This is a genomic window from Phormidesmis priestleyi ULC007 (genome assembly GCF_001895925.1).
Lineage (GTDB): Bacteria > Cyanobacteriota > Cyanobacteriia > Leptolyngbyales > Leptolyngbyaceae > Phormidesmis_A > Phormidesmis_A priestleyi_A.
In genome coordinates this window covers 33,730-48,971 of sequence record NZ_MPPI01000037.1, presented here as the reverse complement: position 1 = coordinate 48,971, position 15,242 = coordinate 33,730, and the positions used below count along the sequence as shown (strand labels likewise).

The following is a 15,242-nucleotide window of genomic DNA, read 5'->3' as shown; positions in this document are numbered from 1 at the left end:
AAGGCTCGGCGCTTGAAGTGATAGAACTGTGCAATCGCTTGATGTCGTCGTCGCCATGCTGACCCGTTCAGCCAATGGAGTGGACTGAATGGAGGCTGCCAAACCAATCGCCATAGCAATCGACGCAGTTCCGCAACGCTCAAGGGCACCCGGCTCTTGAGTTCGTCTTCCGGGACAAGGGACGGGGTGGGAAATGAGCCAGCGTTGAGATCCCCTTTTTAGCAGTCGCTCGCGTGACGGTTAAGAAGGCATGAGCTAGCAGCGCTAACGTCATGTGACGATACCATCCTTTCCAAGATCGCACCTCATACTCATCCAGTCCCACGACGCCTTTAGCACTCTCAAAACAAGTTTCAATCGTCCAGCGCCGACCCGCAACCGTCACCATCGTCTGTAAGGACGTTCCAGGCGGCGCAAACACCAGGAAATAACTCCAGTCTTCGGGATGTTCAATCCCCCGGCGCACCAGCGCCCAGTGCTGCCAATCGTAGCCTCTTGGACTATTAATCGGCATACAAGCCCAGTCAAAATAGCGCTCTCCCTTCGTTCCCGTTCCACAACTCAGGCGTTGCCACTCTTCAGGGGGCCAACTGACGGCGAGTTCCTCGATTCGCATCGACAAGGCATCTCGACCCACGCTCTCTTTTGACCAGGTGGTGAGGACATAGGCTTGATGTCGGGATTCTAACCACCGTCGCAAGCGCTCATCTCGACCATAGACTTCATCCCCGGTTACCCAGCGTCCGGGCAGTCCTCCCGCAAATGCCCGTTCTAACATGCGTCGTGCCAGAACAGGCTTGGTTGCAAAGGGCGTGTCGCTCGGAATGCCTGCTTGAGCGCACCGCTCTGGATGGTCAATCCAACGTTGCGGCAAGTAGAGTTCTCGATCAATTAAGGTGTAGCCGTTGGCGGCAGCATACCCTAGAAATACGCCAATCTGACAATTCTCAATCCCTCCCCATCCCGCTGTATTGAGGTTGCACCCCAGCAGAGTGGTCTCCTTGCTTAAGAAAGCCTGTTTCATCGATCACAAATACCGCTTCCGGCTCCCCTAGCGCTTCATTCACATAGGCTTGCAGGTCATCTCTCACCAAATCTGCCCTCCACTGGGCCCGACCGAGTAGATGTTGAATCCCATAGGGTGTGGACTTGCCCAGTTGTTCTGTGATCTGCCAGCTATTCTTCCGCTCGGCTGAACTGAGCAATCCTTGCACATACTCTTTTACCCGCTCTCGAAGCTCTGCGCGTTTGAAGCGTGGGGCAAGCCGAACCATCAGGGTCTCGAAGTTGCTGGCCCAGGTCTCAAGCTGCTTCAGATTGGCTTCAACATCCGCTTCATTAAGGGTAATTTGGGAAAGGGCGAGAGTCATGAGTCCTCCCCTGAAACGCTGGTTTTACCCTGATTCTAGACGAAATACAGGTCAGAATTCAACATCTACAACTGTAGTACCAGACCTGTGTAGTATGCCGTCAAAAGGCATCAGTAGAAGTTATCAATTTGCTGCTGAAATACTCTTAAGACAAAATCTGGTTCCATTGCTATTGAGACCCCTACTCCCCGGAGTTTAATCCCATTGAACTTTGGTGGTCACAACTCAAAGCGTTCTTACGTCAGTTCTCTCCCACGACGACCAAAATGGTAGACGCGCTGATTGCAACCGCTCTGCACCTAATTAATCCTGAGCATTTACGCAACTGGTTTGCTGACTGTTGTTACTGTACTTCATAAGACTGAAATGCGCTGTAAGTCTTGGGTCATCTCAGGCACAGGTTGGCGGTGATCGGTATGGGCGTGAGTGAGTTTGAACGCCAAGCGTTCTCCTTGATCGTTGATGATCAGATGCAGTTTGAAGCCAAACTTCCACCCAGTTGAGCTTTTGCCCCAACCGACAAGGTTTTGAAAGACGTTGTGAGCATGAGCGCGTGCTGGATGACACACTTCAAGGGGCGTGGAGTCGATAAAGGCAATGCCTGTCATCTCTCCTTTGCGGGTATTGGCGAAGCAGCACAGTAGCATCAAGCCCCAAGGCATCAATTCAACAAAGCGGTTATAACTGACCAAGTTGGGAAAGGCTTTCTGCCAGTGGGGCAGCACCGTCAACCTATAAAAGTCTTTGAACGTTCTCAGCCCCGCTCCATGAAACGCGATGACGATCGTCATCACTTCCCTCAAGCACATGCGGGATCGATAGTGCCGGGTGCCGGGTACGGCAGGGAGTTGAGCCTGACTTGACCCAGCTTGCTCAAACTGCTCACAGAAGTCGTCCACCTCCCCGAAGATGGGAGTCAAATCCAAGTGCGATACGATGGTGTCCAGGCTGAGACTCAAAAGGTTTACATGACTTTCAAAGGTAGTCTCAGCTTTCCTTTTGCGCTTCTATCTTCCGTCCAACTCACGTTAAATCAGGGGACATTTTCAAAGAGGTAGATGAGGGATACATAACAACTCCTTCCCAACTTGCCTTGGCTTTGTCTAAACTCGTATAGTTGCCATGCTGTTCTGTTGTAATTTCAACTGTCTCAAAACCAGCCTCAGTCAACAATCTTTCACACTGTTCGTTAGAACCAATGCGATTGCTCAGTTCTAGCGAAATGCCGTACTTTGCAAACACTTTCCGCAAGATGACAGCCCCAATGTACGCTGTATCGGCAGGAGTATGAATTTTGATTCTGCCTCCAGGTTTAAGAAAGCGATGCCACAACTGTAATGTAGCTTCTTTATTTTCTATCCAGGGAAATGTGTTTGCACACAAAATGTGGTCGAAGTGATTGCTTAAACAATTGAGATTCTCAGCATCCACGAGTTGAAGCTCAACGTTACTGAGTCTTAATGCGTCAGCTTTACTTTGTGCTTGCTCCAACATCCCAGCAGAGAGATCTACTCCAACTACCCAACCCTGCTCTCCAACGATTTCAGCCGCAGCGATCGCAAGATGTCCTGTTCCCATTCCAATATCTAGTACAGACTGCCCAGAACTCACCTAGGACTTACGCACTGTACAAATTAGCCATATTATGGAATAACGAGAATAGGTCGTTTCAGCCTTTTGCAAGGCCTTTCTTTGACTTTAAATTCCTAAAAAAGAAATGAAAAAATAAAGCTGAAAGGGCTGAAAAGCACGACTGCTATTTCGGTTATTCTGTCAATGCGTAAGTCCTATCACCTGTGAATACTCAAGAAGACGGTAACAAATCTGTACATGCCACTCGCTATCGTCGTAAGTTTGACTTCTGCGATTGTATAAGTCCACAATTCCTTGCTTGTAATCATTTAAGTCAAGTTGATTCACCATTAGGAACTGTCTCCGCAACTACGCCTCAGCCTAACGCAAACGCAACTCTCTCTTCCCCACTAGAGTGCAAAGTTGCTGTCTGTAGAAACGTTCTATAGAGCGTCTCTACAGATCAGCAATTCAGCTTTGCCAGCGTACTAAGTCCAATACAAAATCTTGGCTTGAGGGAAGCGATCGCGAATTTGCCCCTCAAAAAACTGACGCATCGCCTTCATCGTGGTGGCATCGTAAACGTATTTAACGCCGCCGAACTTATTGCGTTTCACCACTCGCTTAGACTCATCCATCTCTAGCTTGCTGTTAGGATACCAACCCTGCAACACCTCTTTAGAACCCGGCGTAAAGCGGTGTGAGATTAGCTCAAAAGTCAAGTCACAATCAAAATCTAGTACTGCACTGATCGACTCAAACAAGCGATCGTAGTGTTCTTCCCAATCTTCGATCGGCATAATCGGCGCAATCACTAACCCAACCGGATAGCAGCCTCCCCCTTGGGCGCGGGGCAACGCCAGCTTTCTCAATGCCTGGAGGCGATCGGTGACTGATGCCGTGCCGCCTTCAAGACGATCGCTGATCGGCGCAGCATTCACACTAAATCGGCAGCGTGTGTGACCATTGTGCGGAAGAGCTAGCAAGCCATCAACCCCGTCAAATTTCGACACCCAACGCAGATAACCATCGTCGCGTGTCCCAAAATAGCGAATGCACTCGGCTAAACTGCCCGTTAGATGCTCAATGCCTAGCGGGTCGGTGTAGCAACTCACCTCAAAAGAAGTTTGACTCTGCGATCGCTCATAGTTGCCAAGATTTTGCAACGTCTGAGGCAGATTTGCAAAGGCTCGGATCACAGGTGGACCTGAAAGACTCCCAGCCAGATAGCAGTATTGACAATGAGCCGGACAGCCCTCGGCTAAATGAAACTGCCAATCAGCAGACGGCGGAATCGGACTGAGCTTTAAACTGCTCGGTGGTGCATTGACCACCGCTAACGTGCGCTTAGAAATTGCATAGGTCTCGCGCTCAGTCTCGCCACGCAAACCAGTTAGACGATTTTTAGGCAACGCCTCAACTGGCAAATTTAGCGCCTTGACTCGCGAAAGAATTTGCTGACCCCACGGTTCATCCAGGGCAGCAGGGGTAAAGAGAACTTGCTCAGGCATCCACAAACGCGCTTTGGGGGAAGAAATCTCAGGAACTGTAGAACTTAGCAATCTTTCTGCTCCATCTGGGTTCTACCCCTATTGTCGCTTTTCTTTCACAGTCGAAAAGCCGGATTATGAGCGGGTTTCACGACTTTACGGCAGGTTTTCAGGTGGGCTTACCGACTGCTTAAAAGCGGGTAGATTTTCGGCACTGGTAGGAGCCGATCGCATGCGATTTAATTGCCCTAACGCCCAAACCGCAGTTTCTTGCACGTCTCGATCGGGGTCGTCAGACGCTTGATGCAACAAATGACTAATTTGAGAAACCAGGTCATAAACGCGAGTCAAATCCCGAATTGCATTTTTACGCACATCTGCGCTCTCATCTTGCAGCGAAATCGCCAGCGCTCGACTGAGAGGTTTGAGCGTCCGGGTGCCAATTTCAGAAAGAGCAGACAAGATTAAACTGCGCTGCTTTGAGTCAGAATCAATCATCAAATCAACCATCGGCTGAACGGCGCGCGTGTCTCCTCGTTGCCCCAACTCCCAAATGATTTTTTGCCGTTTTGCAGGGTCAGGGGTGCGAAGCTCTCGCAGCAATTCGTCAACAATACTGATTTTGGCTAGTCGAGTGGTTTCAGAAACCTGGGGATCTTCGGTCGGACTTACTTCAGGAAGTTCTTTGCGTTTAAAGGTTTCTGAGACGGGAATCGGTTGGGGATGATGACCATTAGTTGAAGGGGGTTCATCATTAAGATCTCTGGCTTCAGGCGGCTCGATCGCATCCTCTAAAATAAGTTTTGATGAAAAAGTAGACGGTTCGAGCAGCGGTGATGATTCTGATGAAGGCGATTGTCGTCTTAACGCAAAAAATGTCAGCCCGCCCCCTACAGCAGAGACTGTCACAATACCCAAAAGCCACCACTTTTTAGACGACTGATCAACTTTAGGTGCCCCGTCTGAGATCTGAGCTTGAGCAACTTGCGAAGACGCGCTCACATTTGTTGTTATGAATTGTGAGGTTGGCTGACTCACCAAACTTTTGACCGATTGAGGAAACGCTCCTAAACAAGCCAAGCTCGTAATCAGTAGCCAACCAGAGTGACGAAAAATCATAAGCGAACTCAGGTGGGAGTGCGACTAGCGTACCAATAAAGGTGTCTTTTCTTGCTAGCTCAATGCTAACCGCCATCTCTGTATTGTCCGCAAAAAAGTTTCGCGAATCTTAACGACAGGCTCCAACTTTAGGTGATCACTCAGATTCAGATTCTACGATCGGTAATGACCCGATCGTAATCTCACTGATTTCTAGCGGAGATTGCAGTATCACAGACCTATTCTGAATTTCATCTTCCTGATCCGGAGAAACCCCATAGAAAGTTAGTCGCTTAAATCTCTGGCTCAACACCTCTCGTTGATTAATCAAATAGATGCTAACTAGCGTCAGACACACCCCAAACCATTGCACCTGACTCAACACTTCTGAAAGAAACAGATTGCCAAATAAAAGGGCAAAAACAGGCGTGAGAAAGGTTAAAGAACTGAGACTCGTCAGGCTACCACTAGAAGCAAAATAGAAAAATAGCCCGTAAGCGATCGCGCTCCCAAAGATCGTCGAGTAAGCCAAAGCCATCCAGTTAGCAGTCGTCAGATCGACCCACTGCGCGGATTCTAACTGATTAGAAAGCGCAAATAACGGCAAGCCGCCCAAAATCATGTGCCATCCCGTCGCGGTTACGGGGTCAGCATGGCGGCAAACATATCGCACCATCACGGTTCCGACTGCCATTGATAACGCTGCTAACAGCATCAGCCACTGTCCGTTGTCAAACAAGCTGAGAAAAAGGTCAGAGATAGACCGATCACTAGAGATCGTCCATTGCCCGTGGGCGATCGCGGTCATCAACCAATCTCCTGCCGACCCGATCCAGGCTTCTGGTAGACCCAGCAGACTGATCCCCAAAACGCCGATTCCTAGACCGAGCCAGCCCCAAAGTCCGATCGTTTCACCAAATAGCCAGAGTGCCAGCAGTGCCACAGCTAACGGCTGCGAATCGATCATTACAGAGCCTAAACCTGCCCCTGTTCTCATCAAACCTTGGGCTAAAAATCCTTGAAAGAGGGTTCCATCTATCAAGCCAAAGAGCGCAATCCACAACCAGGCGGCCCACCCTTTTGGTTGAGGTCTGCCCATCAAAGCACCCGCCACAACCACCAATACACCTGCTGGCACTAATCGCACACCTGCCATAAAGAATGGTGTGGTGTGGGGAATCACCCCTTTCATCGCGACCATTGCGGTTCCCCAAAGGAAAAAGGGCGCAATCAGCAGCACAGGAATAAACGGTGATCGAGACTCAGTGATCTTGAGATGCATGACTAGCTGCTACTAAAATTTTGGCTAATTCTATCTGACTATGTACTTATGTTAAGTGACGAACGCCACGGTTGAATTTTTTCTGATCCCCAATTTTCCCACTCGCGACTTGCATTGAGGCACACTAGAAGTTTAAGTCGTTCTCACTCACCGTTCTTTAATGCCCATGATTTCGCTTTTTAAGTCCCGGTTTCGCAAACAAATTGCTCGAATTGAAATTAAAGGCGCGATCGCGGGGGCAATGCGCGATCGCGTTCTCAAAGACCTTAAATCGGTCGAAGAAAGACGCTTTCCCGCTCTATTGCTGCGGATCGACAGCCCAGGCGGAACCGTTGCAGATTCTCACGAAATCTACTGTGCGTTAAAAAGACTGCAAGAAAAGGTCAAAATCGTCGCCAGTTTTGGCAACATCTCGGCATCTGGCGGGATTTATATTGGCGTGGGTGCTCAACATATCATGTCAAACCCTGGCACCATCACAGGCAGCATTGGCGTGATTTTACGGGGCAATAACTTGGAGCGCTTGCTAGAAAAGGTCGGCGTATCGTTTAAGGTGATTAAATCGGGACCTTATAAAGATATTTTGGCATTCGATCGCGAACTTACCGATCCCGAAAAACACATTCTGCAAGAACTGATTGATGTCAGCTATTCGCAGTTTGTGGGAGTGGTCGCCGAAGGGCGAAATCTGAGCACCGAAGCTGTGAGAAGCTTTGCGGATGGTCGCGTTTTTACGGGACAGCAGGCTTTAGCACTGGGACTTGTCGATCGACTAGGCACCGAAGAAGATGCCCGTCGCTGGGCAGCCGAACTCGCTGGACTCGATCCCGAAAAAACCAAGTGCTTCACTTTTGAGGAGAAAAAACCTCTCGTCAGCCGTCTCACATCAAACAACAGTCTTGCCCACGCCATTTACACCGTTCCTGGACTTGCGGCAGGTGCCGATTGGCTAGAGTTTGAGTTGTCTACGAACGGGCTTCCGTTGTGGTTATATCGCCCTTGATATAAAAAGGGGCCTTTAATAGCTATAGGGGTTGCGCCCCCGTGCTTACCTTCAATGTATAGAGGGCGACCACGGAGGGATTGCCCCTACTTAAATCATCTCTCCATTCAACAGGTCAGCAAATTCACCTGCTTAAATTAAAACTTTTTCATCCTTTATCCTTGATCCCCGATCCCTTCACACTCTCTTGATAAGCTAGTGGTTAAGGCACGAACGACTACAATTGATTCGGCTAGCAACTAGCAAAAACTTGGAGGGATGAAACTGTGCAGTGGAGAGTTCGAGCGGTTCGTGGGGCAACAACAGTCTCGACTAATAGCGTCGAGGCAATTCGAGAAGCGGTCACTGAGTTACTGGATGAACTAGAAGCTCATAATCGACTTGATTTTGACGAGATCATCAGTGCTACGTTTTCCGCAACTCGTGATTTGGATGCCATCTATCCAGCCGCGATCGCTCGTGAGCGTCCTCACTGGTCAAATGTGCCGTTGCTAGACGTGCAGCAAATGTATGTCGAGGGAAGTTTAGAGCGCTGCATTCGCTTCTTGATTCACTTCAACACGCCTGACCCAGAAATCAGAATTTATCATCCCTATATGAGACACGCCAAGAGCCTTCGACCTGATTGGACGCTCGCTCAACTCACCGCTTCACCGATGAGACTTAGAACGCGAGATTAGAAAACAATTTGATATTAAAAAAAGGGGATTCACTCTGATGGCGAACCCCCTTTTTTAATTCAGTTTTACGAGACTAGACTTCAGTTTTGAGATCAGAAGTACTTTCTAGTTTGGGGGCAGAAGTACGTTCTGCAAAATACTTATTCAGGAAGGTGCTTGCAAACGACAAGATTACAGGCCCAAGAATAAATGCCAGAGTGCCGTGAACGCTAAACCCTGGAGTGAGAGCCGCCGCTAGCGAGAAACAAATGCCGTTGACGACGAGCGCAAACAAGCCCAGCGTTAAGAAATTAATAGGCAGAGTCAGCAGTGACAGAATTGGCTTCACAAAAGCGTTGACTAAACCGATCGACACGCCTGCAATCAAAGCGGATGGAAACGACGCAATATTTACGCCCGGTAGGACAATATCGACGACTAGCAGACTCAACGCAGTTGACAAGATTACAAAGAAATATCCCAACATTTTTTTCCCTCAAACTTACATAAATAATCAGTTTTTCTAAAGCCGATCTTGACGCAGCAGTGAGGTAAAAGCCTCTTCATCGAGATAGATTCTGAGTTGTCAAATGGCTCACCTATTCGACAGAGTTTTCTTGAGGGGTTTTCGCGATCGGTAAAATTTCTTCAACCACCTGCGCTTTTTTATGATGAAAGCGAATTCCTAGAAAAATGTCATAGACGAAACCCAGAAAGTCTTCTTTGAGTAGCCCGATCGATTGATGACTGCCTTTAGCATCTAAAAGCGGCTTTGTTGCAAGATAGGCTCCTTCGTAGTGATACCACGGCACCGAAGGCCATAAGTGATGAATCAGATGATAGTTCTGACCCATAATCAGCCAATTGAGCAAGCGATTAGGGTAAACTCTGGCGTTTTTCCAGCGATCGCGCTCTTTAAAAGGGCGATGCGGCAAATAATCAAAGAACAGTCCTAAAACCAGACCCACGACTGCCAATGGGGTAAACCAAAAGTTAAACACATATCCAATGAAGTCATAGTGATATCCCAGATAGAGCACAAGACCTAGAGAGAGCCGCGCTAAACCCCACTCTAAAAGCTCGTTCTTTCGCCACAGCTTGCGCTTAAAGAAAAAGAACTCGTGATACATAAATCGGGCGTTGATAATCCACAGCGGCCCCATCGTCGAAACCACGTGGTCAGGGTCATTGTCGGGGTCATTCACATGGGCGTGATGCTGCATGTGAACCCGCGTAAATACTGGGTATGAGAAACACAGCAGAAATGCGCTGCCGTGCCCCAGTAAAGCGTTTACCAATCGATTTCGATGGGCAACTCCATGACAGGCATCGTGGATCACGGTTCCTACCATATGAAGCGCCAAAACATTCATGCAGAAGCAGCACCAATCGATCCAACCCCAGCACCAATAGCCCAGCGTTGAAATCACCGCTAAAACCACCGAGAGCCAAAAAATCAATAGGGTTGGATTGAAGTCACCAGGAGGGCCCAGCAACTCTTTAGGAACTGTCAGGGGCTTTGTTGCCGCCGACATTGTTTCTTTCTCCTTTGTCGTATCCTCGCGTAGTATACGATACGCAAAATCATGAACTTAAGTAAAGCCCGTTAAGCTTGACTGATGAATCAGATGAAATTCCATTAACCAAGTGGCGATCGAGCGTCGGCAGACGAAGAGACGGGTTGAGCAATCTGGAAAGCCTGGGGAACCTGGTAGAAAAAGCGGGGTCTGGGTAATCAGGATGCGAACAAAACGTATTCGTCGAAAAGCTTTATGGCTTCAGGGGTTTTTGAGGTTGATATCGGACTGAGGCGCACCACCAGAAGCCGCGAACTCTCGCCGATCGAGGGCACCACCCAGTCTAAATTATTTACATATTTGAGGTTGACTACAATGTTGCGATCGCAGGTTAAGACAGGTTTGCAGATTAGCGTAGCAACGGGCGCGGCGATGCTGTTGAGTAGCGCGGCGATCGCTGCACCTGCTAATAGTGTGCTGGTAGCACAAACCACGTCGCCTTCTGGTGATGTAATTGTCCCCACTGAGCCAGGAACTGGCGGAACTACCATTCCTGGATCTACGATTCCTAACCCACCGTTGAGTGGAGTGCGGTTTGCTTGCCAAAACTCTAACAGCCAATACACCGTGATGTATATGCCAGAGAGTCAGCCTAATCGAGCCTATCCCTGGGCGGTTCCGAGTGCTTTAGGTGGCGGTTGGAGTTCTGATCGACGCTGTAATGAGATTTCGCGTCGGTTAGAGTCTTACCGATCTGATGGGTTGTTGGAGATGAAAACCGCCGTCGAGAATGGTTACAACACGATTTGCGTCACGACTGATCGAGTTCCGTCTTGTCGCATTGTGCTGACGGTACCCAACGGACAAGATCCTTTAACAACCCGCGATCGCGTGTTTCAAAACTTGACGATCGCCGATAGTGGGCAACAAACCCAGGGCGTTTTAACCTATGGGCAAAACGGCGCAGACGGCAATATTATCAATCAGTTGGGTAGCTTGCTAGGAATTCGCGGCTTGGGACGCAATGGTGCAACCGCTCCCCCTAAAACTCTGCGCTCAAGTGACATTAACTTGAAGCCATTTCTCGACCGTAAAGACGGGGGCACAGGCGAACGACTGAATGGAGGAGTTGCCATCCGTTCTAATGCCAAACCTCGTCTGCCTAAACTGTTCCGTCGTTAAAATTTCTGAGCCAAAGACTCTACTGTTTTCCTGCCAGTTGAATCGCGATCGCAATCAGTCGATCGGGTTCCGCTGGCTTTGATACATGGGCCCGGAACCCTGCCGAGAGTGCCTGCTCTTGGTCATATTCGCCTGCATAGGCAGTCAGGGCGATCGCAAGAATCTGTCCGCCGCGCTCTAATGACCACGATCGCACCTGCTGCATCAGCATATAGCCATCCATTTCGGGCATTCCGATATCGCTGACTAAGAGATCTGAGAGAAGAGAGATGAATGGCGATCGGACTCTTTTTAATTATCCCATTTGGGGTTTGAGAAGTGGCATCGTGACGATCGAGGTCAAACTTTTCCAATTGCTTGCCTAGCTGTGAGAAGTTCTTGTGATGCTTTTTCTGAAGCGTTGCCAAACATGGTAATATCCCTGATGCTTATATAGAAGCTTTGCTCTCAGAAGTGCAAATAGGGGCGAGTCTTCGCTTAAACTACTTGCATAAGCTTTTTTTAATCTAAGCTGAGATGCGATCAAGTGACTTGATCTAGTTGACCATAAGCAGCCATTTTTGCTCGTAGTTTCAGGCTAGAAAACAATTTCTGTATTCCTTTAATTTAAGAGACTCGGTAATCACCTCACCGCACTTTAATCCTTTACTCTTTGTAGCCTCCCGGATTCTGTTCATGCAATTGCAACCCTCCCAGCGTAGAACCAAAATTGTCGCGACGATCGGTCCTGCGACCAGTAGTCCAGAAGTTTTACGGGAACTGATTGAAGCTGGGGCAACCACGCTACGCCTCAATTTTTCCCACGGTAGCCACGATGACCATTTGCGGAGCATTCGGCTAATTCGGCAGATCTCTTACGACTTAAATCAGCCCGTCGGAATTTTGCAAGATTTGCAAGGCCCCAAAATTCGGCTGGGGCGATTTGAAAACGGGCCCATCGTGCTAAAAAAGGGCGATCCCTTCACGCTTACGAGCCGTTTGCTCCCCGGAACTCAAGAGATCAGCTCGGTCACTTATGATTTGCTGGCTGAAGAAGTCCCTTCGGGTGCCACGATTATGCTAGACGATGGCAGAGTCGAAATGAAGGTGGAATCGATCGATCGAGATGCCCAAGCGCTCCATTGCCGCGTGGTGGTCGGCGGCCCACTTTCTAACAACAAAGGGGTTAACTTTCCGGGGGTTTATCTGTCGATCAAGGCGCTGACTGATAAAGACCGCAAAGACTTAGTGTTTGGGTTAGACCAAGGCGTAGATTGGGTTGCGTTGAGTTTTGTCCGCAATCCTCAAGACGTTTTAGAAATCAAAGAATTGATTTCCAGCGCCGGAAAAGCCGTTCCGGTGATTGTCAAAATTGAGAAGCACGAAGCGATCGAGCAGATGGAAGCCATTCTGTCGATTTCAGATGGCGTGATGGTGGCACGAGGCGATTTGGGCGTTGAGCTTCCTGCCGAGGATGTGCCGATTCTGCAAAAGCGCTTGATTGCTACCGCCAATCGGTTAGGCATTCCAGTGATCACCGCAACCCAAATGCTCGACAGCATGGTGAATAGCCCGCGTCCGACTCGTGCCGAGATTTCTGATGTGGCAAACGCAATTCTTGACGGCACTGATGCGGTGATGCTCTCGAATGAGACCGCCGTGGGCAACTACCCGATCGAAGCTGTCTCAACGATGGTGCAAATTGCTGTGCGAATCGAGAAAGAAGAAGGCAAGCGCCTTTCAGAAGATGCCGGACGCTCAATTCCCAACGCCATCAGTCAGGCCGTGGGGCGAATCTCAGATCAGCTAGGGGCAGGGGCCATCATGACGCTCACCAAAACAGGAGCCACTGCCAGAAACGTCTCAAAGTTTCGTCCTAAAACACCGATTCTGGCAATCACGCCCCATGTTGACGTGGCCCGGCAACTTCAGCTTGTTTGGGGAATTAAGCCTCTGCTGGTGCTAGATTTGCCCTCAACCTGGCAGACCTTTCAGGCGGCTCTCAACGTGGCTCAAGAAAAAGACTTAGTGTGTGAAGGCGATTTAGTCGTGATGACCGCCGGAACCCTGCAAGGCGTTGCTGGCTCGACTGATTTGATCAAAGTTGAAGTCGTCACTGCCATTCGGGGCAAAGGAGTCGCCATCGGTCAAGGCTCAGTCAGCGGACGGGCTAGAGTGGCGGCGATCGGCTCAGAAATTTCTCACTTCAATGCCGGAGAGATCTTAGTAGTGGCTAACACGAGTGCCGATTATGTCGAGGCGATTCGCAAAGCGGCAGGAGTCATCACTGAAGATAGCAGTCTCACGAGTCACGCCGCTGTCATTGGTCTACGGTTGGGAGTGCCTGTGATTGTGGGAGTCAAAAACGCTACAGCCGTGATTCGAGACGGCGAGATTATCACCCTGGATATGCAGCGAGGCTTAGTCTATTCGGGTGCTGCTAACTCGACTCAGACCGAAGCTGCACTCTCCCCAGTGTAAAGCGGTAGGATTTAGGCAGTGATTTCACGGATGCTTTGAGCTAGGTTTGTTAAGTTATGGTGTAGCATCTGCCCAATACTGAGATCAGAAAGCGCATCTAGATAAACTCTAAGACGAGGCAGATTTTAGTGAGGTTGTGGCACCATGGTTCATTCCGCTCCGATCGTGACGACGATCAACCCGATTAAATTTGGCACCGACGGGTGGCGAGGACTAATCGCCGCCGACTTTACTTTCGATCGACTGACATTTGTTGCCCCGCTTGCGGCTCAGGTGCTTGCCAAAGTTTATGGCAACACAACCGGGAGTAACACGATTATCGTCGGCTACGATCGCCGCTTCTTGTCTGAAGAGTTTGCCCAAGCAACGGCTGACTCGGTGAGAGCGATCGGGTTTGATGTCTTGCTATCTGAATGCTTTGCGCCGACTCCGGCCTTTAGCTGGGTCGCCAAGCAGCAAAATGCTCTAGGTGCCCTCGTGATTACGGCGAGTCACAATCCCGGTGGATATTCTGGGCTGAAAGTCAAAGGTGCATTTGGGGGATCAGTGCCGCCCGACGTGACGCAGCAGATCGAAGCCTTGATCAAAGCGGAAGTCAGAGAACGACCGACCGAGAAGCCGGGTTCGCTGCAAATGTTTAATCCCTGGACGAGTTATTGTGAGGGGCTGCGATCGCAGGTGAATATCGTCGCCATTCAAGAAGCCATTGCTCAAGGTAAGCTGACGGTGTTTGCCGATGTCATGCACGGTGCCGCTGCGACAGGATTAGAAAGACTGCTGGGAGTTCCGATTCAGGAATTGAACAGCGATCGTGATCCCCTATTTGAAGGCGGCGCACCTGAACCGCTGCCTCGCTATTTGTCTAAGCTATTACAAACAATTCGAGACTATCGCAGTGATAGCCCCGTCGTGGGATTGGTGTTTGATGGAGATGCCGATCGCATCGCGGCAGTAGACGGGCAAGGCAACTTCCTCAGTTCTCAAGTATTGATCCCGATTCTAATTGAGCATTTATTTGTTCGGAAGGGCTATCGAGGCGAAGTTGTGAAAACCGTGAGTGGCTCTGACTTGATGCCCCAGGTTGCCAAATTGCACAATCTACCCGTGTTTGAGACTCCGATCGGATATAAATATATCGCCGATCGGATGTTAGAAACTCAGGTTCTCTTAGGCGGTGAAGAATCGGGTGGAATTGGCTATGGGCATCACATTCCCGAACGAGACGCACTGCTTGCCGCGCTCTATCTTTTAGAAACCGTGGTGCAAACTGGGCAAGATCTAGGCGAACAAGATCACCAGCTTCGACTCAAAACAGGGTTCACGGCGGTTTACGATCGCATTGATCTGCCCCTCGCCAGCATGGATGTTCGGGCAGCGCTTCTAAATCAACTGCAAAATCAGCCCCTAAAAGAGATTGCCGGACGCTCAGTCATTCACTGTCAAACTGACGATGGCTATAAATTTCGGTTGGCGGATCAGAGTTGGTTATTGATTCGCTTTAGTGGCACCGAGCCTGTTTTGCGGCTCTACTGCGAAGCGGCTACGATCGAGCAGGTAAACCAAACCTTAAACTGGGCAAAAGAATGGGCAGGCTCAGTTTGATGAATAC

General features: G+C 49.5%; 12 protein-coding genes and 2 pseudogenes. 5 read left to right on the top strand and 9 right to left on the bottom strand.

All coding sequences use genetic code 11. The features are described from left to right. Window positions 1-139: 139 nt before the first annotated feature. The 6 genes and pseudogenes from BRW63_RS21650 to BRW63_RS21615 all read right to left on the bottom strand — a co-directional run bounded on the left by BRW63_RS21650 (window position 140) and on the right by BRW63_RS21615 (window position 6,812). A pseudogene (locus tag BRW63_RS21650) lies at window positions 140-1,274 on the bottom strand (IS701 family transposase). Between the two features lie 470 nt (window positions 1,275-1,744). Next, window positions 1,745-2,317: pseudogene (locus BRW63_RS21635) on the bottom strand (transposase); the annotation flags it as partial. A 76-nt stretch (window positions 2,318-2,393) separates the two neighbouring features. Next, on the bottom strand, window positions 2,394-2,981 hold the full coding sequence (locus BRW63_RS21630; protein ID WP_223257461.1) for a class I SAM-dependent methyltransferase: 588 nt from the start codon (window positions 2,979-2,981) through the stop codon (window positions 2,394-2,396). 449 nt (window positions 2,982-3,430) lie between these two features. Continuing rightward, the gene (locus BRW63_RS21625; protein ID WP_073074472.1) at window positions 3,431-4,453 is read right to left on the bottom strand and encodes a spore photoproduct lyase family protein; all 1,023 of its coding nucleotides are present in this window, start codon (window positions 4,451-4,453) and stop codon (window positions 3,431-3,433) included. A gap of 135 nt (window positions 4,454-4,588) precedes the next feature. Next, window positions 4,589-5,551: a HEAT repeat domain-containing protein gene (locus BRW63_RS21620; RefSeq protein WP_073074471.1), complete on the bottom strand. Its 963-nt coding sequence runs from the start codon at window positions 5,549-5,551 to the stop codon at window positions 4,589-4,591. Window positions 5,552-5,687: 136 nt separating this feature from the next. Next, window positions 5,688-6,812, bottom strand: a complete 1,125-nt coding sequence (locus BRW63_RS21615) for a DMT family transporter (protein ID WP_073074470.1) — start codon at window positions 6,810-6,812, stop codon at window positions 5,688-5,690. Window positions 6,813-6,978: 166 nt separating this feature from the next. Between BRW63_RS21615 and sppA the strand changes: the two genes are divergently transcribed. Then, entirely contained in the window at window positions 6,979-7,815 is an 837-nt protein-coding gene (gene sppA / locus BRW63_RS21610; protein WP_073074480.1) for a signal peptide peptidase SppA, read from the top strand. Between the two features lie 266 nt (window positions 7,816-8,081). Then, on the top strand, window positions 8,082-8,495 hold the full coding sequence (gene aroH, locus BRW63_RS21605; protein WP_073074469.1) for a chorismate mutase: 414 nt from the start codon (window positions 8,082-8,084) through the stop codon (window positions 8,493-8,495). Window positions 8,496-8,568: 73 nt separating this feature from the next. Here aroH and BRW63_RS21600 read toward each other — a convergent pair whose 3' ends face one another. Then, window positions 8,569-8,961, bottom strand: coding sequence for a phage holin family protein (locus tag BRW63_RS21600; RefSeq protein ID WP_073074468.1), 393 nt, complete (start codon window positions 8,959-8,961; stop codon window positions 8,569-8,571). A 112-nt stretch (window positions 8,962-9,073) separates the two neighbouring features. Beyond that, window positions 9,074-10,009, bottom strand: a complete 936-nt coding sequence (gene crtR / locus BRW63_RS21595; RefSeq protein ID WP_073074467.1) for a beta-carotene hydroxylase — start codon at window positions 10,007-10,009, stop codon at window positions 9,074-9,076. 237 nt (window positions 10,010-10,246) lie between these two features. Here crtR and BRW63_RS21590 point away from each other — a divergent pair, with 237 nt between their 5' ends. Beyond that, entirely contained in the window at window positions 10,247-11,173 is a 927-nt protein-coding gene (locus BRW63_RS21590; RefSeq protein WP_223257460.1) for a COP23 domain-containing protein, read from the top strand. Between the two features lie 19 nt (window positions 11,174-11,192). Here the strand turns inward: BRW63_RS21590 and BRW63_RS21585 are convergent, their stop codons facing one another. Beyond that, window positions 11,193-11,444, bottom strand: coding sequence for a response regulator (locus tag BRW63_RS21585; RefSeq protein ID WP_223257463.1), 252 nt, complete (start codon window positions 11,442-11,444; stop codon window positions 11,193-11,195). 404 nt (window positions 11,445-11,848) lie between these two features. On the opposite strand from BRW63_RS21585, the gene pyk reads away from it, so the two are divergent. Beyond that, window positions 11,849-13,633: a pyruvate kinase gene (gene pyk, locus BRW63_RS21580; RefSeq protein WP_073074465.1), complete on the top strand. Its 1,785-nt coding sequence runs from the start codon at window positions 11,849-11,851 to the stop codon at window positions 13,631-13,633. A 144-nt stretch (window positions 13,634-13,777) separates the two neighbouring features. Further along, complete coding sequence (locus BRW63_RS21575) at window positions 13,778-15,235, top strand: phosphoglucomutase/phosphomannomutase family protein (protein ID WP_073074464.1); 1,458 nt, start codon at window positions 13,778-13,780, stop codon at window positions 15,233-15,235. Window positions 15,236-15,242 lie beyond the last annotated feature (7 nt).